The following is a 19,186-nucleotide window of genomic DNA, read 5'->3' on the forward strand; positions in this document are numbered from 1 at the left end:
GTATACAAGCGGATAATCATAATATATTATTGTGGTAGTCAAAAAACAAACACCCTAGTGATATCCTCTAGGGTGTTTAGTTTTCTGTTGTTATAATATCCAACCTAAAATATGAATGGTATTCAAGGTATATGTGTCTAAACTCTCTGTCCCGTCCAGAATTTACTTGATACTTTTTTTAAGAGTAATTCTCTTAATTACACGCCACCAATATATCGCCGAAGGCATATTTCAACTTTATTTCGCGCTAGCATATTTCATTGAAGATTCTCGTCTCTCGCTTCTGACTTCTCGTTAATCTCTACTATCCGAATCCCTTCTTGGTACTTTGTACTTTATACTTGGTACTTCGTACACTCTACCTACCTCAACTTCTTATACTTGATCCTCCTAGGTGTCACATCACCCAAACGTTTTTTCTTGTTTTCCTCATAATCTGTAAAGTTTCCTTCAAACCAGTATACCTGAGAATCTCCTTCAAAAGCCAGAATATGCGTACAAATCCTATCCAGGAACCATCTATCGTGGGAAATAATCACCGCACAACCCCCAAAGTTTTCCAAAGCTTCCTCTAAAGCCCTTAGGGTGTTGACATCCAGGTCATTGGTAGGTTCATCGAGTAGGAGCAGGTTTCCACCCTCTTTCAGAGTCATCGCTAAATGAACGCGGTTTCTTTCACCTCCAGAAAGCACCCCGACTTTTTTCTCCTGATCTGATCCTGTAAAATTGAATTTGCCTACATAAGCTCTTGAGTTCATTTCCTTATTGCCCAATTTCATGATTTCATTTCCACCTGAAATAGATTCATAAACTGTTTTGTTGGGGTCCAAATTGTCGTGTTCTTGATCAACATAGGCCAACCTCACCGTTTCTCCAACTTCAAAGTGACCGGCATCAGGTTTTTCTCTACCTGTGATCAATTTGAAAAGTGTGGATTTACCTGCACCGTTGGGTCCAATGATACCCACTATACCTCCCTGAGGTAAATTAAAAGAAAGGTCTTCGAACAACAATTTGTCTCCATAAGCCTTGGAGACCCCATTTACTTCAATGACTTTGGCTCCCAGCCTTGGTCCAGGTGGGATGTATAATTCCAGTTTGGCTTCTTTTTCTTTTCCTTCCTCACTGATGAGTTTGTCATAAGCACTCAACCTGGCCTTGCCTTTTGCCTGACGGGCTTTTGGAGTCATGCGGATCCACTCCAGTTCCCGCTCCAGTGTTTTTTGTCTTTTGGATTCAGTTTTCTCTTCCTGTTTTAGTCTATTTTGTTTTTGGTCAAGCCAAGAAGAATAATTACCCTTCCATGGTATACCTTCACCTCTGTCCAATTCCAGAATCCAACCTGCTACATTGTCCAGGAAGTACCTGTCGTGGGTCACTGCGATGACAGTTCCTTTGTATTGTTGTAAATGCTGTTCCAGCCAAAGAACAGATTCAGCATCCAGGTGGTTGGTAGGTTCATCCAGCAACAAAACATCAGGTTCTTGAAGAAGCAATCTGCAAAGTGCTACCCTTCTTTTTTCACCCCCTGAAAGGTTGGCGACATTTGCTTCAGCTGGAGGGAGTCTCAGCGCATCCATGGCTTTTTCCAACATAGTTTCCAGTTCCCAAGCATTCGCAGCATCGAGTTTTTCCTGTACTTCACCCTGTTTGGTGATCAGCTTGTCCATGGCATCAGGATCTTCCATCAAAGCTGGATCCATGAACTTTTCATTGATTTCTTCAAATTCTTTGAGCAAAGCCACCGTCTCTGAAACGGCTTCTTCCACTACTTCTTTGACCGTTTTGTCCGGGTCTAGCTTGGGTTCTTGTTCCAGCATGCCCACGGAGTATCCTGGAGACCATACTACCTCACCGATAAACTCTTTGTCCAGGCCAGCGATGATTTTCAAAAGAGAAGATTTTCCCGAGCCATTGAGACCCAAAACACCTATTTTTGCGCCGTAAAAAAATGAGAGATATATGTCTTTCAGTACTTTTTTCTGTGGTGGATATATTTTAGATACCCCCGCCATTGAAAAGATGATTTTTTCTGAACTCATAATTGATTATTTAATGTTGAAAGTGCCAAGAAGGACAAATATGGCAAAAAAAGCCCTTTCTTAGGATAAATGCTTTTGAATTAATTAATTTGCAGGAATTAACTAAGACTGCCACGCAACCAACCTATTAGATCAAAATGGAGCATCCATACGGGTACATTAAAGATAACAAGGTTTATCTCAGAGGATTTATGAATCAGCCGGACAGGGTGATTGGAGAAGTAAAAGAAGACGAAGCCAGTACGATCAAATATTTCGAAGACAGGTTTGAGACCTTGAAGGAAAAGATTGAAGGTCTGAAAAAGGACATAGAGGAGAATCAAAACAAAGGTTCTTTTCTTATGAAGCTGGTACACCTTAAAAATTCTTTGTTGGAATTTGATGCTTTAGGGGACTTTGTCCCATTGATAGAGGACTTGGAAAAGCTTCAGGTCTACTTGGAAGATATCATCAGGAAAAACAGGGAAAGAAATCTCGAAATCAAAAAAGGGCTTATTCTTGAAGCGGAAGCCCTCAAGAACGATACAGATTGGAAAAATACCGCTGAAGAAATGAAAAACCTCAAAATGAGGTGGATCAAAACAGGACCTGTTGAAAAGGAATTCGAAGAAGAAATCGAAAATACATTTAATGCTGCCTTGGATACATTTTTTGAAAACAGAAAACATTTTTTTGAAGGTCTCGCGCTACAGGCAGAAGAGAATATCAAAGTGTACGAGGATTTGGTGCGTCAGGCAAGAGAAGCATTTGACAATCCTGACGCTAAAAAAGCTTTTGAAATTTCCAAAAGAATTCAAAAAGAGTGGAAAGCCTCCGGTAAAGTTCCCGCTGAAAAAAGGCAGCCTCTATGGGATGAATTTTCAAAGCTGAACAATAGGATTTTTAGCAGGTTTAGAAGAACTGTTCAGACCGGACCTCAGCTGAAACCTTGGGAGCAGGTGAAAAAAATGGAAGAAATGACCGAGGAAATGAAAAAGCTTGCTAAAGCTGAAACAAACCCGGAGGTCATTTCGTCAGCAAAGAAACTGCAAGCAGAATGGAAGAGGATCACCCAAAGGAAGCCCAAAGATGCAGGGTTGATCATGAGGTCCTTTACATTCTTTTCTGAGGTGGTTTTTGAAAAGTTGTTTTTGAATAAACTGGCAAATTCAAAATATCCTGACTTTAGAGAAAGGCCTCAGGATGAACAAAAAAGAATTAAGGCTTCAATTTTGAAAGATCTTATTTACAGGGATGAGAATGAACTGTCCACTATTAAAGAAAATGCTGAAAACTTCAGAACGAATGAGGGTGATTTTGAAATTATGCTCAGAAGAAAGCTCAGTGCTTTTAAAAGGAAAGTTGATGTGAAAAATTTCATCTTGAAGGAACTTTCAAATAATTAATGAGTTAACAATTGAAAATTTAAAACAATTTCTATTTTTGCAAGCCGTTAAGGCGGTAAACATTTTAAAACAGAAAATATGTATTGGACATTAGAACTTGCGTCTTATCTGGAAGATGCACCATGGCCTGCAACTAAGGACGAACTGATTGATTATGCGATACGTTCAGGCGCTCCTTTGGAAGTCGTGGAAAACCTTCAGGAATTAGAGGATGACGGCGAGCCATATGAAAACATAGAGGAAATCTGGCCGGATTATCCAACGAAAGATGACTTCTTCTTCAACGAAGACGAATATTGATCAAAGCCCCCATGTGGGCTTTTTTCTTTTAAATCCCTAATGCTGCTTTGAGTTTTGGGAGGCCTGTTTTACTGACGGGGATTTTTGCAGTATTTCTCAGGATCAATTGATAAGAGTCTTTTTCGTAAGGTTCTATTTTGTGGATTTCCTGGATCTTCACAATGTAAGACCGGTGAACTCTTACAAATTGTGCCGAGTCCAGGTTTTTTTCATAAAAAGTAAGAGTTTTGTTTTTTAGATACTTTCCTTCTTTGGTGTAGATGTTCACATAATCATCATTTGCCTCCAGGTATATTACTTCAGATACAGGGATTATCTTAATTTCATTTTTGATTTTGAGAACAATTCTATCAGTAGTATCGGGAATTTGTTCTTGAAAGGCCATAGCTTGCACTACATTTGAATTAGCTTGGGTGAATTTTTCTATTGACTTTTGAAACCTCGTTTTGGAAAAAGGTTTAAGAAGGTAATCAATTGCATGCGCATCAAATGCCTTCATGGCGTATTCATCAAATGCTGTTGTGAAAATTACCGCAGGTGGTTTTTCTAACAGTTCAAGCAGCTCAAGTCCATTGATTTTCGGCATTTGAATATCCAAAAAGATCAAATCCGGACTCAGCTCCTGTACAGCTTTCAGGCCTTCAAAACCGTTATGGCAAACTCCTACAATTTCAAATTGTGGATAATCCTCCAAGTATTCTTTGATGATTTCTGTCGCCAAAGGTTCATCGTCGATAATCAATGTGCGGGTCATAATTATTGAATTTGAGGTACTTTTATTTTCACCTTAAAAGTGTCGGCTTCTTCTGTGGTCTTCAAAAGGTCATTTCTCCCAAAAATAAGAAAAAGCCGTCTGCTTACCGCTTCAAGTCCAAATCCACTTCCTTTGGTTTTTCCAGCTTCCTGGTTAAAAGGATTGGTGATCATGACAGTAAGAAACTCCCCTTGTTTTTCGAAAGCTATTTGAATGAGTACCTCGCCTGTAATGCCATATAGTCCATGCTTGATTGCATTTTCAAGTATTGGCTGGATCAACAATTGGGGGAGTTTGAGTTCCTCAGTATCATCAGATATCCGAAATTCAGTTTTCAACCTATGTCCAAACCGTACTTTTTCAATTGCTAAAAACAGATCAAGATACTCTTTTTCTTCAGCTACCTTAATCCACTTGTTATTTCCTTTATTGATAGTTCCCCGAAGGAAATCTGCCAATTGAAAAATCATCTCTCTGGCTTTTTCGGGGTTTGATTTGATCAAAGCACTCACAGAATTGAGACTATTGAAAAGAAAATGGGGCTGTAGCTGCTGTTTGAGATGGTAGAGCTCAGCCTCCTTGGCCATTTCCTGGATTTTACCCAGTCTTTCTTTAGCTTCTATCTGATCTTCAATCTGGCCATAGATGATTAAGATCAATGACCATGCAAGAAGAATTATAAATACAATAAAAATCTTTAAAGGTAAAAGCTGTTCTGAAAAGGAGAGGTAATCAGGATTGTTTGGCACAAAAATCCCAAGCAGGAATTTGCTGAAGAAAACAACTCCAAAGGATATGATCAAAGGTAACCCCACAATAAGCCATTTTTGATGGTTTTTTGGAGAGAAGTATTTAAAGACATTTTCCAAAATCAAAAGGCTCAAAAATATCCAGATGGTCAAAGTCAGAGATTCGATAATGGAGGCATGTAGGGGTTGCCCATAATAAAAAAGTAAAAATACGGAAGCGGTAATCCAGGTCAGGACTACCGCTGCTATTATCAGCCAATTAAGTTTTGATAAAGATGTCAGTCTTTGAAGCATGCGCGGGAATTAGAATGACTTGATTTCAACTCCTCCAAATATTACTGATCCATAGATTCTAAGAGTTTTTGTCTCCCCGGAAGTAACTGGTTGAAACATCCTTTTATCCTCGACCCCTGCAAAGATATTAGTGACATTGATCTGAAGATCCCAATTGGAAGGAACAATCAATTTTACACCTCCAAATGCCACTTCTATATTGATTGCAGCTCCTTCTGCTAGGTCTGCTTGGGTTAAGTCGATGTCGGTACCGCCAAAGATCGCACTTACTTTCCCGCCTTTCAGGTTTTTGCTCATGACTCTTCTTTCGATACCTGTGAAAAGAGCTTGTGCGTCAATATAATCTGCATGATCTGTAGACTTATAAGTGCCTGAGAAGTCTTCAGAAGTTCCCATACCTGAACCAAGCCCGGTCATAGATTCATCAAATTTTTTCATAGAATCTGAAAAGCTCTGCTCAAATATCCTGCGGTCAGAATTCCTTTTGATAATCAAATAAATACCTAATGCAATCAAACCTACAGGGATCACATAGGGAAATATGTTGAAAGGGAGGTTGAAATTCTTCACAAGGAGAAATACACCTCCAAATGCGATCATAAAAAGGCCAAAACCACTTTTGAAATTGCTCTTGATACTTACAATAAGCCCCACAGCTATCAGTATCATCGGCCAGGTGGTGAACCAGCTGGGAAACCAAATACCTAAGGTTCTTAGTAAAATGACGCCTCCAACGAGGACCAGAATGACTCCAACAGTGATGTCATTGTTTTTTGCCGGATAGTTTGACTTTGCCATGGTGATTTTGATTTGAGTTTTGATTTAGACAAATCTACAATGGGGAGAGAAGCCTTCCTTTTCAAAAAAGGCAAAGCCTATGGAAAACTCGGTGAAATACGGGAATTTATCGGTGAAATTTTCTACGGATTTTTACCGATAAGAAATTCCGCATAATTCATGTCTTCGGGTGTAGTGATTTTGATGTTTTCGGGATTGCCTGTAATCAAGCTTACCTGCCAGCCTTGATGCTCATACACTGTGGCATCATCTGTGAATTTCGGCGATTCTTCGGTTTTGAAGGCTTTTTTTATTTTCCTGATCTGGAAGGTCTGGGGCGTTTGTACTAAGCGGAAGAATTGTCTTTCCTGGAATACCGATTTACTGTCTTCTCCCACTCTTCTTATAGAATCCTTCAAAGATACTACAGCAATTGCGGAACCTTCTTGGGCTGCTACTTTAAAGCTTTCATGAATTACCTCCGGTTTGACAAAAGGCCTGACTCCATCATGAATAGCGACAAGACCATCTTCATCAAGAATATGCAAAAGTCCATTTTTGACGGATTGAAATCGGCTGCTTCCTCCTTTGACCAATTGATGGGGGATGCTAAATTCATGCGCTGAGCATAGCTTATACCAAAGTTCAAAGTCAGACTCGGGGATCACAAGAATCAGGTTGATACTGCTGTCCGAATTAAAAAAAACTTCAAGGGTATGCATCAAGACTGGCTTTCCACCTATTTCAAGATATTGTTTTGAAATTGAGCCCCCCATTCTTGTGCCACTGCCTCCAGCTACTATGATTGCGTATTTTTTCATGAATTTTTCGAAAACCAAAAATAAAAACTAGAATTAGGATAACTGTTCCCGAAGATGGTGAAAAATAGAAAAATAAAAAAAGAGGCTTTTTTAGAGCCTCTTTTAAAGTGATTATAAGATCAGCATGGCATCTCCGTAGGAGAAGAACCTGTACTTTTCTTTGATGGCTTCCTGATAAGCTTTCATGACCAAGTCATACCCTCCAAATGCCGAAGCAGTCATCAGTAAAGTTGACTCAGGTAAGTGAAAATTGGTAATCAAGCTATTGGCGATTTTGAATTCATAAGGGGGGATGATAAATTTATCAGTCCAGCCACTGCTGGCTTTCAGCCTGTTGTTTGCTGTCACAGACGATTCAATGGTCTTCAAAGAAGTGGTGCCTACTGAAACCACTCTTTTCTTATTATCAATGGCTTCATTTACCAATTCTACGGTTTTTTCTGGAATAGAATAATTCTCTGAATCCATCTTGTGCTTGGTAAGATCTTCCACATCTACTTGTCTGAAAGTACCAAGGCCAACGTGTAAAGTAATAGGAGTGACTTCAACACCCTTTAGCTCAAGTCTTTTGAGCAGATGTGGGGTGAAATGAAGTCCTGCAGTAGGGGCTGCGACAGCACCTACGTTTTGGGCAAAGATAGTTTGATATCTTTCTCTGTCTTCAGCTTCAACTTTTCTGTCAATCCATTCTTTCAAGATCGGTGTTTCTCCAAGCGTATCTATTGTCTTGTAGAACTCTTCATCTGTACCATCAAAAAGAAATCTTATCGTTCTCCCTCTTGAAGTTGTATTGTCAATGACTTCTGCTACCAAGTCACTGTCTCCAAAATAAAGCTTATTTCCTACTCTGATTTTCCTTGCAGGATCCACAAGTACGTCCCAAAGCCTGAGGTCTTGGTTAAGTTCTCTCAAAAGAAACACTTCAATTTTGGCACCTGTTTTTTCTTTGTTTCCGTATAGTCTTGCAGGAAATACTTTGGTGTCATTCATGACAAATACATCTCCGTCACCAAAATAGTCTACAATATCTTTGAAAACCCTGTGCTCAATTTCTCCCGTTTTTCTGTGTACTACCATCAGCCTCGATTCATCTCGGTTTTCTGTTGGATAGTGAGAAATAAGCTTTTTGGGGACGTCGAATTTAAAGTCTGATAACTTCATATAGAATGAATAGAATTTGCTTTGTTATGTCTATTAAGAATAATCTTAAAAACTGCAAAGATAACAATAAAAATCCCTAAATCTACTTATCTTGTCAATTAGTTTTAAACACTTTACAAATCTGTGGTATTTCTTAAACTCATTTGGGAAAGTCTGATCTTTGCACTTCAGGCTTTAAAATCCAACCTCACTAGAACCATATTGTCGCTTTTAGGAGTGACTGTTGGTATTTTCGCAATCATTGCTGTTTTTACTTTGGTAGACTCACTGGAAAAAAACATCAAGTCAAGCTTCAGCTTTCTGGGAAGTAATGTAGTAACTGTAAATAGATTCCAATTCGTTGGAGGACCAGATTACCCCTGGTGGAAATATTTCAGAAGGCCTTACAATACTTTTGATGAGTACACTTTTTTGAGGGCAAAACTTCGCAGTGCGGAAGCTGTTACTTTCTCAGCTTCGGCCAATACTACAGTTCAGTCCGGTAGTAACTCGTACCAAGGGACCAACCTCAGTGGGGTAACCTTTACCTACAAAGATGTTTATGATATTCCTCTGGATGCCGGAAGGTTTTTTACAGAACTTGAGATCAATTCCTCAAGAAATGTAGCCATCATTGGGACTAAAATTGCTTCAACTCTTTTTTCAAACCGTAATCCTATAGGGAGTGAAATCAAAATCAAAGGGGGGAAGTTTGTAGTCATCGGTGTATTCGAAGAAGAGGGGGAAGGCTTATTTGAAATTGCTTCCAAAGATGAGGCTGTGATGATTCCCTATGGCAGCTTTACCAAGCTATATTATGTAGGCAAAAACGGCATAGAACCAAGTATTGCTCTCAAGGGCAGAGATGATGATGTTGGCTTGGTTGCATTGGAGAATGAACTTATAGGGTTATTAAGAGCCAAGAGAGGTCTCAAACCTACCCAAGAAGATAATTTTTCACTCAACAAATCTGAATTTATCATGAATACAATAGGCTCTATCTTTGATGTAATCAGTGCTGCTGGTTGGGTGATCGGTGGTTTTTCGATTTTGGTTGGTGGGTTTGGAATTGCCAATATTATGTTTGTTTCGGTCAAAGAAAGGACAGGGATTATTGGGATTCAAAAATCATTAGGAGCCAAAAATTACTTTATTCTTGCCCAATTCTTATTTGAGGCTGTTTTTCTAAGCTTGATAGGAGGGATCACTGGAATTTTATTGGTTTTTGCGATTACTTTCATTCCGGTGGGATCTTTAGAACTGGTGCTGTCATTCAAAAATATTGTTTTAGGCCTGGGTATTTCCTCGGTCATAGGGATTGTTTCCGGCATTGTTCCGGCAACTTTGGCAGCAAGGCTAGACCCTGTGGAAGCTATCAGAGCCACTTAATCAATTTGACTCCATATTTTCTTGAAAAAACAAATCCCGGCTGAATTGATCAACCGGGATTTGATTTTTTGAAAGGAGAGGGAATCAGCCCTCACCTTCTTCAATTGGAAGGGAGGCTTTGCCCAATCCAGCTTTTTCTTTGATTTTCTTTTCGATTTCTTCCATCAATTCAGGGTTGTCCAGAAGTAGATTTTTGACAGAATCCCTGCCTTGTCCAAGTTTGTTGCCTTCATAACTGAACCAGGAGCCTGCTTTTTTAACAATTTCAAATTCCACACCCAGATCTATGATTTCGCCTACTTTGGAAATTCCCTGGCCATACATAATGTCAAATTCCACTACTTTGAATGGTGGTGCTACTTTATTTTTGACCACTTTGACTTTGGTTCTGTTACCAAGAACGTTATCAGCGCCTTCTTTGATCTGGCCTATTCTTCTGATGTCCAAACGTACGGAAGCATAAAATTTCAAGGCGTTACCACCGGTGGTGGTTTCGGGGCTTCCGAACATGACTCCGATTTTATCCCGCAATTGATTGATGAAAATGCAGGAACAGCCGGTTTTATTGATGGCTCCGGTAAGCTTTCTGAGCGCCTGCGACATCAATCGGGCCTGAAGACCCATTTTGCTGTCCCCCATATCGCCTTCAAGTTCTCCTTTAGGAACCAATGCGGCTACTGAATCAATTACAATGATGTCAATGGCCCCTGACCTGATCAGGTGTTCTGCAATTTCCAAGGCCTGCTCTCCATTGTCCGGCTGGGATATCAGTAGGTTTTCTATGTCAATTCCGAGTTTCTCCGCATAAGTTTTGTCAAAAGCATGTTCAGCATCGATGAAAGCTGCGAGTCCTCCGGCTTTTTGGGCTTCGGCGATGCAGTGCATGGTCAAGGTCGTTTTACCGGAAGATTCCGGACCGTAAATTTCAATGACCCTTCCTCTAGGAATTCCTCCGATTCCCAAAGCCATATCCAATCCCAAAGATCCTGTGGAAATTGCAGGGATATCCTGTACTTTATTGTCACTTAATTTCATGACAGTACCCTTGCCATAGGTTTTCTCCAGCTTGTCGATTGTCAGTTGGAGAGCTTTGAGTTTTTCAGTATTTGCGCTCATATTTTAGTATTAACAATTCATTGATTTGAATATGTGAAATTAATAATTGATAATTGGAGACCCAACACTTCCAAAAAGCATACGTATGTTCTTCTTGGCACCAAAAATCAGGTAGCTTCAATATTATGCTAATATTGGAATAAGATTTGAAAAGCTATTAGTACAAACCTCAAATTAATGAAAAATACCCTAATAACGTCAGTAGTTGTCGCATTTTTTTTCTTTGTGCTTTGCCCACATTCTTTTGCGCAAAAAAACACAGCATTCAAGAGCGGGGAGGAGTTGGTGTTTAAGGTAAGTTATTCTTTTTTGGACGCTGCTGAAGCTAGGATGGTAGTCAGCCCACAAATATCCTCCATCAATAACAGGCCTACTTATAAAATAGATGTTTTCGGAGAGACTTTAGGTGTTTTCAAACTCTTCAGGGTAAATGACAATTGGGGCAGTTACCTGGATACTGCCAAGATTATTCCATATCAATCTTATAGGCATATCGAAGAAGGGAAGTATAGAAAGCATGAGCGGGTGATTTTTGATCATGAAAAGAAGAATGCCCATGTCCGGCTTTATGACAGGGAAAACCAAAAAGTAGTAGATACCAAAGATTATAAAGTACCTCCAAACGTCCAGGATATCGTAAGTGGTTTTTATTTATTGCGGACTATGGATCTGAAAAAACTCAAAAAAGGAGACTCGGTAACCCTGACAGGATTTTTTGACAAAGAAATATATAACCTAAAGTTAATATTCGAAGGTAAAGAAACCGTTTCAACCAAAATGGGCTCTTACCCCTCCTTTATATTTTCACCGGTAATTCCCAAAAACAAACTTTTCAGAGGAGAACAGCCTATCACAATCTGGGTTTCAGATGACAAAAACAAGATTCCTGTTAAAATAAAGGCAAAGCTCATGGTAGGGTCTTTGGAGATGGAATTGCAGGAGGCTCACGGACTACGTAATAATTAATTCACTTAAGCTTAACTATTTGTTAACATTGAGTTCAGCTAAGTAAACTTTATGTTGTTTTTATCCGCCTTTGCCTGTCAAAAACCTTTTAATCTAAAGGCTTTTTTTAAATTAGCATCGCCTTAGCGAATTTAATTAACCCGCTAAATTCAAATGAGCGAAAAACCAAAAGTAAAAGTCCTGGTCGTCGATGACGAACCTGATATTGTCGATTTGCTGTCCTATAATCTTAAAAAAGAGGGATACGAAGTAGAGTCTGCTGAAGATGGTATCAAAGCCGTCAAGATAGCAAACAGATTTCATCCGGATGTGATTTTATTGGACATTATGATGCCCAATCAGGATGGTGTAGAAACCTGCAGACAGATCCGTGAGATACCTGAGTTGAAAAACACTTTCGTTATCTTTCTGACTGCAAGATCTGAAGAGTATTCGGAAGTCGCTGCTTTTGATGTAGGGGCTGATGATTATATCACCAAGCCAATCAAACCCCGGGCCTTGATGAGCAGGATTGCTGCACTTTTCAGAAGAGAATCCAAAAAGGAACAGGAATTTTCCCAGATTAAGATAAAAGATCTGACCATTGACAGGACTAGCTACACCATAGACAAAAGCGGTAAAATCATCACTTTACCCAAAAAAGAATTTGAACTTTTGTATTTCCTTGCCAAAAACCCTAATATGGTATTCAGTAGAGATGACCTTTTGCAGAATATCTGGGGTGCTGATGTATTTGTGCTTGCGCGAACAGTGGATGTGCACATCAGAAAAGTGAGGGAGAAGATAGGCGATGATTATATCACTACTGTAAAAGGAGTAGGTTATAAGTTCGACTTGAATTGATTATATGCTGACTACATCGAGGGGAATTTCATTGGTATTGGCTATTGCTATTTCTACCCTCACCGTTGCATTTTTGTTATTATTGGATGATGCCACCCCTACGCTTCTAGTTGTAGCAGGTGGTATTTCTTTTTCTGTGTCTTATATTCTGATGAACGTAACGCTTGAATTTTTAATTTTTAAGGAGATCAGCAATATATATAGTGTATTGGAAAAAATCCAGAAAAAGGATTACACGTCCATAGCAGAGAAAAGTACCCGATTGTCGATTTCACCTTTGAAAAAAATCAACAAGACAATCAACTCCTACGCATTGTCCAAGAACAAAGAAATAGAGACTCTTCAAAAGAATGCAGCCTTTAGGAGAGAATTCATTGCAGATATTTCACACGAGCTAAAAACCCCGATTTTTGCAGCCCAGGGCTATATCCATACACTTTTGGATGGAGCAGTGGAGGACAAGTCTGTCAGGTTAAAGTTTTTGAAAAGGGCAGCAAAGAGTCTCAATGCTCTGGACAAATTGGTACAGGACCTTTTGACCTTGAATCAGATGGAAAGCGGGGTAATTAAATTTCATTTTGAGGCCTTTGATCTGAAAGAGGTCATTCATGAAGTCATAGAGGAGTTGGAGCATAAAGCCTCTAAAAGAGATATGCTGATCCGTTTTTATTACGATAAGGAAAAGCAATACCATACTTTTGCTGACAAGGACAAGATTTTCAGGGTCTGTCAGAATCTGATTTCCAATGCGATCAAATATAATCATGATGGGGGAGAAGTAGAGGTACATCTCAAAGCACACAAAGGGCAAAAATTGACCGTAGAAGTCAAGGACAATGGGAAGGGTATTCCTCCTGAAGATTTGAAAAGAATTTTTGAGCGGTTTTATAGGGTAGAAAAAAGCCGGTCCAGAGAAAAAGGAGGCACCGGTTTGGGCCTTGCGATAGTCAAACACATTCTAGAGGGGCACAAGAGCAAGATTTCTGTGAGCAGTACTTTGGGTAAAGGTTCTATTTTCAGTTTTGAATTGCCGGCGGAAAAGTGAGGAGAGAGCACTGATAGCTATCGGGGGAGAAGCGAGAGCCAAGAAACAAGAAACAAGAAACAAGAGCCAAGAAACAAAATGGATTGAGAATTGTGTAGAGGTAAGTATATAGAACAGCCTCGTGATTCGCCCATCGTAAATCCCAATAAACTGATAATCAGAGAGGTATAAAATGTTTTAAACTAAAATTTTTTAAAAAAATCTTGTCTTTTGAATTTTTACATTGACTAAGTAATTATTTTAACCTCTAATAAAACTTTTCAAAAAATGATGAATTACTCCCNCCCCCCCCCCCCACACAGCTTCTTAAACAGATCACTTGTTTTAAGTAGGCAGTTTTGCCACCTGTTTCTCTTTTTATTGATTCTTGTCACTTTCAGTTGTCAGGAATTTGATACAATGGTATTTAATATTATCCCTTAAAATTAACTTGTCATGAAAAATTTAATTTACCTTCTTCCCTTTCTCCTTTTGATGGTAAGTGCTTGTTCAAAAGAAGAAGAAGCTCTACCAAATCTAGGCGTTTTCATTGATACTAGTGTGGTTATCACTATCCTAGACGAACAAGGAAACAACCGATTGGATCCTAATCATGTGAGATATCTTGATCCTGAGGATATCAAAATCTTCTACGAAATAAATGGACGGCTAGAAGAGTTTTATGAAGATCATCTTGACATGCCCAGAAACTTCAGAATAAATCAGCCGGGATTCGGAAGGGATTATAATTTGGCTTTATTTTTAAGTGAAAAGACAGTTATTCAGTGGAATGAAAATGAGAGTGATTCTATAGAAGCTGAAATTTATAGATCTGATGACTTAAATCGTATTCAATTAATTAAAGTTTACTTTAATGGTGATTTGAAATGGGACAATGCCAGTTTGACAGCAAGTGAATTTACAATTATTAAGTAAGAATAGCACCTTTCGGAAATTAAGATAAAAATCCTTCCCAGCGGAAGGATTTTTTTTACCCCATCCTTTTCCTACCTTTGCAAACTCTTTGAAAAGAGACACGGGGAAATACATGAAAAAAATAGACTTTAAAGATCTTATTCTGTTTGAAAACGAGGATTACCTTGTGGTCAATAAGCCTCCCTATTTATCGACATTGGACGATAGGCATGAAGCCCAGAATATTCTGGACCTTGCCCGGCAATACACCCCTGATGCCCAGGTGTGTCATCGGCTGGATAAGGAGACTTCAGGCTGCTTAGTTATCGCCAAACACCCGGAAGCTTACCGACACATTGCGATCCAGTTTGAGGACAGAAAGGTCAATAAAATCTATCATGCGGTAGTAGAAGGAATTCATCAGTACGATAAAGTTCAGGTGGATAGAAATATTTATGCGACCAACAAGGGAATTGCCAAGATTACCAAAGATGGGAAGCCCTCCACGACTGTTTTCAATACTTTGAAGACATATTACCTGCATTCTTTAATAGAATGCAGGCCTGTCACAGGGAGGCTTCATCAGATAAGGATTCACCTAGCCTATTTGAAATCACCTATTTGCGGTGACGAGATGTATGGAGGCAAGCCTTTGTATCTGTCTTCTTTGAAAAGGCGTTTCAATCTAAAAAAAGGTACAGACGAAAAGCCCATTATGCAGCGAGTATCCCTTCATGCCTATTCAATAGGCTTTTTGGGGATGGATGAGACTCATATTCAGGTAGAAGCCCCTTACCCCAAAGACTTTGAGGTATTGGTCAAGCAGCTGGAAAAAAACAGCTAAGTACTAGAAAATGTGGGCAATAAATTAGTTTCTTTTGCAATAAAAAGAAATTACTTCTATCTTTGTGTCCCTTTTTGAGGGTGAAGTATATTTAACAAGCTAATAATTAAACATTTACACAGTGGATACATTAAGCTACAAAACCAAATCGGCAAATGCTGCTACTGTAGATAAAAAATGGGTGGTAGTGGATGCCCAATCTGCAGTATTAGGTAGGTTTGCAAGTGAGGTTGCCAGAATTTTGAGGGGTAAGCATAAGCCTTATTTCACCCCTCATGTAGACTGCGGAGACAACGTGATTGTCATCAATGCAGACAAAGTAAGATTGACGGGAAGAAAGATGGACGAGAAAGTATATGTTCGTCATACTGGATACCCAGGTGGTCAGAGAATCTCTACCCCAAGAATCCTGAAAGACAAATCAGCATCGATTCTTGTAGAGAAAGCTGTCAGAGGTATGTTGCCTAAAAACAGATTGGGCAGACAGATGTACAGAAACCTATTTGTTTATAATGGTCCTGAGCATCCTCATGCAGCACAGCAACCGAAAGAAATCAAACTTTAATCTCAGCAGTTCATGGAAATTATCAACACAATCGGTAGAAGAAAGACATCTGTTGCAAGAATCTACATGAAGCCGGGAAAAGGTGAGATCACTGTCAACAGCAGATCGATCGAGCAGTATTTCCCTTTTGATTTGCATCAGATTGTAGTTAAGCAGCCATTGGCTCTAGTAGGAGTTGACGGAACTTACGACATCAAAATCAATGTAGACGGTGGAGGTATCAAAGGTCAGGCAGAAGCTGCAAGAATGGCAATCGCCAGAGCACTTTGCGAATTTGATGTCGAACACAGACCCGCTTTGAAAAAAGAAGGATTCCTTACCAGAGACCCAAGAATGGTCGAGCGTAAGAAGCCGGGACGTAGAAAAGCAAGAAGGAAATTCCAGTTCTCCAAGCGTTAATCTGGTTTTCCAAATTTTATATCGAAACTATATCATTTATTAATGGCACAAATAGAATATAAAGACTTACTGGATGCTGGTGTTCACTTTGGACACTTAACAAGAAAGTGGGATCCTAGAATGGCGCCGTACATCTTCATGGAGAAGAACGGTATCCATATCATTGACCTAAACAAAACGCTCGTTTGCCTTGAAGAAGCATCCAACGCAATCAAGCAGATCGTTCGCTCAGGTAAAAAAGTCATGTTCGTTGCTACTAAAAAGCAGGCGAAAGACTTGGTAGCTGACGAAGCAAAAAGACTGAACATGCCTTACGTAACCGAAAGATGGTTAGGTGGTATGTTGACTAACTTCGCTACAATCCGCAAATCCTTGAAGAAAATGTCTTCCATCGACAAATTGATGAAGGAAGATGCTTACAAGAATATGGCGAAGAAAGAACGTCTGATGATTACCAGACAAAGAGAAAAACTGGAGTCTGTACTTGGCGGTATCGCTGACCTCACAAGACTTCCTGCAGCCCTCTTTATCGTGGACATCAAAAGAGAACATATTGCAATCGCGGAAGCACAAAAGCTTGGTATCCCTGTATTCGCTTTGGTAGATACTAACTCCAATCCAGGAGAAGTAGATTTCCCAATCCCTGCCAATGACGATGCATTCAAATCTATCTCTTTATTGGTGAAAGCATTCGGAGCAGCTATAGAAGAAGGTCTTTCTGAAAGGAAAAAAGACAAAGAAGAAGCTAAACTTTCTGAAGAGGAAGAAGCTAAAAAAGCTGTGGATGCCGGAACTGAAGAGTAATCCACATTGAAATAATATACAATACAAAAAAATTGAACATGTGGTCTTGGCCTGTGTTCAATTTTTTGTTTTTACCAAACCTTTGAGGTTTTTCAGATTCTTTTGGTCTAAACTTATGATAGTTTAAACCTCGAAGGTTTCATCTTGGGATACTGTCGAAATTCAAAAGTTGACAGGTCTCGCTCAAAAAATAGAAAAAAGTTTAATCTCATAAATTGACGAAAACAATGGCTATTACTGCACAAGAAGTAAACAAATTGAGACAAATGACCGGAGCCGGTATGATGGACTGTAAAAAAGCCCTTACTGAAGCGGAAGGTGACTTTGAAAAAGCTGTCGATATCCTTAGAAAAAAAGGCCAAAAAGTATCTGCTTCCAGAGCTGACAGAGAAACCAAAGAAGGTACTATTGTTACTCACGTGAGTGACAATGGTTCTGAAGGTACACTTTTGTCTTTGACATGTGAAACTGACTTCGTTGCCAAAAATGACGAGTTTGTGGCTTTTGCCAATACACTTTTAGAGCTTGCGGTGTCTAACAACGCCAAGTCTGCTGAAGAAGTAAATGCGCTTCCATTCGAAAACATCACCGTTGCTGAGAAAATTGTAGAGATGACCGGTAAAATCGGTGAAAAAATCGAGATTTCCCACTTTGAAAAAGTTACAGGTGAAGCAGTAGTGCCTTACATCCACTCCAATGGCAAATTGGGTGTTTTAGTAGCCTTGACCAATACCAGTGGTGCGGACGTAGAAGATGCAGGTAAAGATGTGGCCATGCAGATTGCTGCCATGAACCCAGTAGCTGTTGATAAAGACGGTGTGGACTCTTCAGTTGTAGAAAGAGAAATCGAAGTTGGTAAAGACCAGGCAAGACAGGAAGGCAAGCCGGAAGAGATGCTGGAGAAAATCGCTCTGGGCAAACTGAACAAGTTCTACAAAGAAAATACTTTGCTTAGCCAGGCATTTGTAAAGGACAACAGCAAGTCTATTGCTCAGTACCTTGACAGTGTAAGCAAAGGCATGACCGTAGCTGCTTTCAAGAGAGTGTCTATTGGATAATTGGGATTTTAGATTTTAGATCTCAAATTTATGATTAAAACATAGGATAAAAGCTGACTTCGAAAGGGGTCGGCTTTTTTTATAACCTTTGAGGTTTTCAAAACCTCGAAGGTTTTACCCATAAAATCCAATTTAAACTCTCGAGGTCTGGAAGACAATAAGGATTTACAGGTCTCTTCAACTCTAGACTCCCAATACAATAGAAGCTTCGATATCTAGCTTTTTGCTGATTTCTCTTGCGATTTTTAGTGTCGGTTCACTTTTCCCATTCAGGTACTCGCTGATCCTGGAGGTACTTACACCAAGGTATTCTGATAATGATTTTTGTGTTAAACCTCTTTCTTGCATGCGGAGTCTTATTGCTTCTGCCAAAGTAGGAGCCATTATCGCGTGGTGCTTCTCTTCATAGTCTGCTACTAAGTCAGAAAGTAGGTTCAATTCTACAAATCCTTTTTCATCAGGATTTTCTATATTATCTGGATTGGAAAGTAGTTCTTCGATCCTTTCTATAATAGCATTATATTCTTTTTCAGACTTAATCATGATTCAAATGTTTTGAATGTCCTTTATTTTATCATACTCAGCATGTGTACCGATGAATCTGATATAAACCTTTTTTGCATTGAATGATATAATTGCAATCAACCGATATGTATTTCCTTTGATATTAAAAACAAATCGATGATTGCCCACATAGTCAACTGAATTGAAATCGTTTTTTATGTCATTTAATGAACTCCAGTCTTTCTTACTTGTAGTAGAATACCAGAAGCGCAGTGCCAATTCAGAATCAGCATGTTTCTTTGCAAATTCTTGTATTCGTTTGTAAGTGACAATTCTCATTAAATTTTTATAAGAATGAATTATTCTATATTATAGAACAAAGTTATGAAATATGTAATTAACTTCCCATACTTTTCAACTTACAGACGAAGTTTCTTAAAAGAGAAAGTTAGACTGTGGGTAGATCACATGATTAAAAAAATATTTAACTCGGTCAA

The 19,186-nt window shown here is 39.2% G+C and carries 21 protein-coding genes; 12 read left to right on the top strand and 9 right to left on the bottom strand.

Going from position 1 to position 19,186, the window contains the following annotated elements; all coding sequences use genetic code 11:
* Positions 1-362 precede the first annotated feature (362 nt).
* Entirely contained in the window at positions 363-2,042 is a 1,680-nt protein-coding gene (gene ettA / locus A33Q_RS00435; RefSeq protein WP_009035618.1) for an energy-dependent translational throttle protein EttA, read from the bottom strand.
* 137 nt (positions 2,043-2,179) lie between these two features.
* Here ettA and A33Q_RS00440 point away from each other — a divergent pair, with 137 nt between their 5' ends.
* Both A33Q_RS00440 and A33Q_RS00445 read left to right on the top strand, forming a co-directional pair.
* Positions 2,180-3,427 carry a DUF349 domain-containing protein gene (locus tag A33Q_RS00440; RefSeq protein WP_009035619.1) on the top strand — a complete coding sequence of 416 codons (1,248 nt, stop codon included), beginning with the start codon at positions 2,180-2,182 and terminating at the stop codon, positions 3,425-3,427.
* A 78-nt stretch (positions 3,428-3,505) separates the two neighbouring features.
* On the top strand, positions 3,506-3,727 hold the full coding sequence (locus A33Q_RS00445; RefSeq protein ID WP_008625540.1) for a DUF2795 domain-containing protein: 222 nt from the start codon (positions 3,506-3,508) through the stop codon (positions 3,725-3,727).
* A gap of 28 nt (positions 3,728-3,755) precedes the next feature.
* Here the strand turns inward: A33Q_RS00445 and A33Q_RS00450 are convergent, their stop codons facing one another.
* The 5 genes from A33Q_RS00450 to queA all read right to left on the bottom strand — a co-directional run bounded on the left by A33Q_RS00450 (position 3,756) and on the right by queA (position 8,283).
* On the bottom strand, positions 3,756-4,481 hold the full coding sequence (locus tag A33Q_RS00450; protein WP_009035620.1) for a LytR/AlgR family response regulator transcription factor: 726 nt from the start codon (positions 4,479-4,481) through the stop codon (positions 3,756-3,758).
* Positions 4,482-4,483: 2 nt separating this feature from the next.
* The gene (locus tag A33Q_RS00455; protein ID WP_009035621.1) at positions 4,484-5,524 is read right to left on the bottom strand and encodes a sensor histidine kinase; all 1,041 of its coding nucleotides are present in this window, start codon (positions 5,522-5,524) and stop codon (positions 4,484-4,486) included.
* A gap of 9 nt (positions 5,525-5,533) precedes the next feature.
* Positions 5,534-6,322: a LiaF transmembrane domain-containing protein gene (locus A33Q_RS00460; RefSeq protein ID WP_009035622.1), complete on the bottom strand. Its 789-nt coding sequence runs from the start codon at positions 6,320-6,322 to the stop codon at positions 5,534-5,536.
* A 122-nt stretch (positions 6,323-6,444) separates the two neighbouring features.
* Positions 6,445-7,122 carry a 2-C-methyl-D-erythritol 4-phosphate cytidylyltransferase gene (locus A33Q_RS00465; RefSeq protein ID WP_009035623.1) on the bottom strand — a complete coding sequence of 226 codons (678 nt, stop codon included), beginning with the start codon at positions 7,120-7,122 and terminating at the stop codon, positions 6,445-6,447.
* A gap of 111 nt (positions 7,123-7,233) precedes the next feature.
* Positions 7,234-8,283, bottom strand: a complete 1,050-nt coding sequence (gene queA / locus A33Q_RS00470) for a tRNA preQ1(34) S-adenosylmethionine ribosyltransferase-isomerase QueA (protein WP_009035624.1) — start codon at positions 8,281-8,283, stop codon at positions 7,234-7,236.
* A gap of 123 nt (positions 8,284-8,406) precedes the next feature.
* On the opposite strand from queA, the gene A33Q_RS00475 reads away from it, so the two are divergent.
* Positions 8,407-9,651: an ABC transporter permease gene (locus A33Q_RS00475; protein WP_009035625.1), complete on the top strand. Its 1,245-nt coding sequence runs from the start codon at positions 8,407-8,409 to the stop codon at positions 9,649-9,651.
* Between the two features lie 84 nt (positions 9,652-9,735).
* On the opposite strand, the gene recA is transcribed toward A33Q_RS00475, so the two are convergent.
* Complete coding sequence (gene recA, locus A33Q_RS00480) at positions 9,736-10,767, bottom strand: recombinase RecA (RefSeq protein ID WP_009035626.1); 1,032 nt, start codon at positions 10,765-10,767, stop codon at positions 9,736-9,738.
* A 177-nt stretch (positions 10,768-10,944) separates the two neighbouring features.
* Between recA and A33Q_RS00485 the strand changes: the two genes are divergently transcribed.
* From A33Q_RS00485 to tsf, 9 genes are all read left to right on the top strand, one after another.
* Entirely contained in the window at positions 10,945-11,733 is a 789-nt protein-coding gene (locus A33Q_RS00485) for a DUF3108 domain-containing protein (RefSeq protein WP_009035627.1), read from the top strand.
* A 153-nt stretch (positions 11,734-11,886) separates the two neighbouring features.
* The gene (locus A33Q_RS00490) at positions 11,887-12,576 is read left to right on the top strand and encodes a response regulator transcription factor (RefSeq protein ID WP_009035628.1); all 690 of its coding nucleotides are present in this window, start codon (positions 11,887-11,889) and stop codon (positions 12,574-12,576) included.
* 4 nt (positions 12,577-12,580) lie between these two features.
* The gene (locus tag A33Q_RS00495; RefSeq protein WP_009035629.1) at positions 12,581-13,621 is read left to right on the top strand and encodes a sensor histidine kinase; all 1,041 of its coding nucleotides are present in this window, start codon (positions 12,581-12,583) and stop codon (positions 13,619-13,621) included.
* Positions 13,622-14,056: 435 nt separating this feature from the next.
* Positions 14,057-14,536: a hypothetical protein gene (locus A33Q_RS00500; protein WP_009035630.1), complete on the top strand. Its 480-nt coding sequence runs from the start codon at positions 14,057-14,059 to the stop codon at positions 14,534-14,536.
* A gap of 112 nt (positions 14,537-14,648) precedes the next feature.
* On the top strand, positions 14,649-15,359 hold the full coding sequence (locus A33Q_RS00505; RefSeq protein WP_009035631.1) for an RluA family pseudouridine synthase: 711 nt from the start codon (positions 14,649-14,651) through the stop codon (positions 15,357-15,359).
* 121 nt (positions 15,360-15,480) lie between these two features.
* Positions 15,481-15,924 carry a 50S ribosomal protein L13 gene (gene rplM / locus A33Q_RS00510; RefSeq protein WP_009035632.1) on the top strand — a complete coding sequence of 148 codons (444 nt, stop codon included), beginning with the start codon at positions 15,481-15,483 and terminating at the stop codon, positions 15,922-15,924.
* A 12-nt stretch (positions 15,925-15,936) separates the two neighbouring features.
* Entirely contained in the window at positions 15,937-16,323 is a 387-nt protein-coding gene (gene rpsI / locus A33Q_RS00515) for a 30S ribosomal protein S9 (RefSeq protein WP_009035633.1), read from the top strand.
* A 42-nt stretch (positions 16,324-16,365) separates the two neighbouring features.
* Entirely contained in the window at positions 16,366-17,127 is a 762-nt protein-coding gene (rpsB, locus tag A33Q_RS00520) for a 30S ribosomal protein S2 (protein WP_009035634.1), read from the top strand.
* Between the two features lie 227 nt (positions 17,128-17,354).
* Complete coding sequence (tsf, locus tag A33Q_RS00525) at positions 17,355-18,185, top strand: translation elongation factor Ts (protein WP_009035635.1); 831 nt, start codon at positions 17,355-17,357, stop codon at positions 18,183-18,185.
* A gap of 183 nt (positions 18,186-18,368) precedes the next feature.
* Here the strand turns inward: tsf and A33Q_RS00530 are convergent, their stop codons facing one another.
* Complete coding sequence (locus A33Q_RS00530) at positions 18,369-18,728, bottom strand: helix-turn-helix domain-containing protein (protein ID WP_009035636.1); 360 nt, start codon at positions 18,726-18,728, stop codon at positions 18,369-18,371.
* Between the two features lie 3 nt (positions 18,729-18,731).
* The gene (locus tag A33Q_RS00535) at positions 18,732-19,028 is read right to left on the bottom strand and encodes a type II toxin-antitoxin system HigB family toxin (RefSeq protein ID WP_009035637.1); all 297 of its coding nucleotides are present in this window, start codon (positions 19,026-19,028) and stop codon (positions 18,732-18,734) included.
* Positions 19,029-19,186 lie beyond the last annotated feature (158 nt).

Origin of the sequence: Indibacter alkaliphilus LW1 (assembly GCF_000295935.2) — a bacterium.
Lineage (GTDB): Bacteria > Bacteroidota > Bacteroidia > Cytophagales > Cyclobacteriaceae > Indibacter > Indibacter alkaliphilus.

What these genes read in the sequence shown, in the direction of transcription:
- ettA (WP_009035618.1), bottom strand. Translation starts at nt 2,042, where the DNA reads ATGAGTTCAGAAAAAATCATCTTTTCAATGGCGGGGGTATCTAAAATA.
- A33Q_RS00440 (WP_009035619.1), top strand. Translation starts at nt 2,180, where the DNA reads ATGGAGCATCCATACGGGTACATTAAAGATAACAAGGTTTATCTCAGA.
- A33Q_RS00445 (WP_008625540.1), top strand. Translation starts at nt 3,506, where the DNA reads ATGTATTGGACATTAGAACTTGCGTCTTATCTGGAAGATGCACCATGG.
- A33Q_RS00450 (WP_009035620.1), bottom strand. Translation starts at nt 4,481, where the DNA reads ATGACCCGCACATTGATTATCGACGATGAACCTTTGGCGACAGAAATC.
- A33Q_RS00455 (WP_009035621.1), bottom strand. Translation starts at nt 5,524, where the DNA reads ATGCTTCAAAGACTGACATCTTTATCAAAACTTAATTGGCTGATAATA.
- A33Q_RS00460 (WP_009035622.1), bottom strand. Translation starts at nt 6,322, where the DNA reads ATGGCAAAGTCAAACTATCCGGCAAAAAACAATGACATCACTGTTGGA.
- A33Q_RS00465 (WP_009035623.1), bottom strand. Translation starts at nt 7,122, where the DNA reads ATGAAAAAATACGCAATCATAGTAGCTGGAGGCAGTGGCACAAGAATG.
- queA (WP_009035624.1), bottom strand. Translation starts at nt 8,283, where the DNA reads ATGAAGTTATCAGACTTTAAATTCGACGTCCCCAAAAAGCTTATTTCT.
- recA (WP_009035626.1), bottom strand. Translation starts at nt 10,767, where the DNA reads ATGAGCGCAAATACTGAAAAACTCAAAGCTCTCCAACTGACAATCGAC.
- A33Q_RS00485 (WP_009035627.1), top strand. Translation starts at nt 10,945, where the DNA reads ATGAAAAATACCCTAATAACGTCAGTAGTTGTCGCATTTTTTTTCTTT.
- A33Q_RS00490 (WP_009035628.1), top strand. Translation starts at nt 11,887, where the DNA reads ATGAGCGAAAAACCAAAAGTAAAAGTCCTGGTCGTCGATGACGAACCT.
- A33Q_RS00495 (WP_009035629.1), top strand. Translation starts at nt 12,581, where the DNA reads ATGCTGACTACATCGAGGGGAATTTCATTGGTATTGGCTATTGCTATT.
- A33Q_RS00500 (WP_009035630.1), top strand. Translation starts at nt 14,057, where the DNA reads ATGAAAAATTTAATTTACCTTCTTCCCTTTCTCCTTTTGATGGTAAGT.
- A33Q_RS00505 (WP_009035631.1), top strand. Translation starts at nt 14,649, where the DNA reads ATGAAAAAAATAGACTTTAAAGATCTTATTCTGTTTGAAAACGAGGAT.
- rpsI (WP_009035633.1), top strand. Translation starts at nt 15,937, where the DNA reads ATGGAAATTATCAACACAATCGGTAGAAGAAAGACATCTGTTGCAAGA.
- rpsB (WP_009035634.1), top strand. Translation starts at nt 16,366, where the DNA reads ATGGCACAAATAGAATATAAAGACTTACTGGATGCTGGTGTTCACTTT.
- tsf (WP_009035635.1), top strand. Translation starts at nt 17,355, where the DNA reads ATGGCTATTACTGCACAAGAAGTAAACAAATTGAGACAAATGACCGGA.
- A33Q_RS00530 (WP_009035636.1), bottom strand. Translation starts at nt 18,728, where the DNA reads ATGATTAAGTCTGAAAAAGAATATAATGCTATTATAGAAAGGATCGAA.
- A33Q_RS00535 (WP_009035637.1), bottom strand. Translation starts at nt 19,028, where the DNA reads ATGAGAATTGTCACTTACAAACGAATACAAGAATTTGCAAAGAAACAT.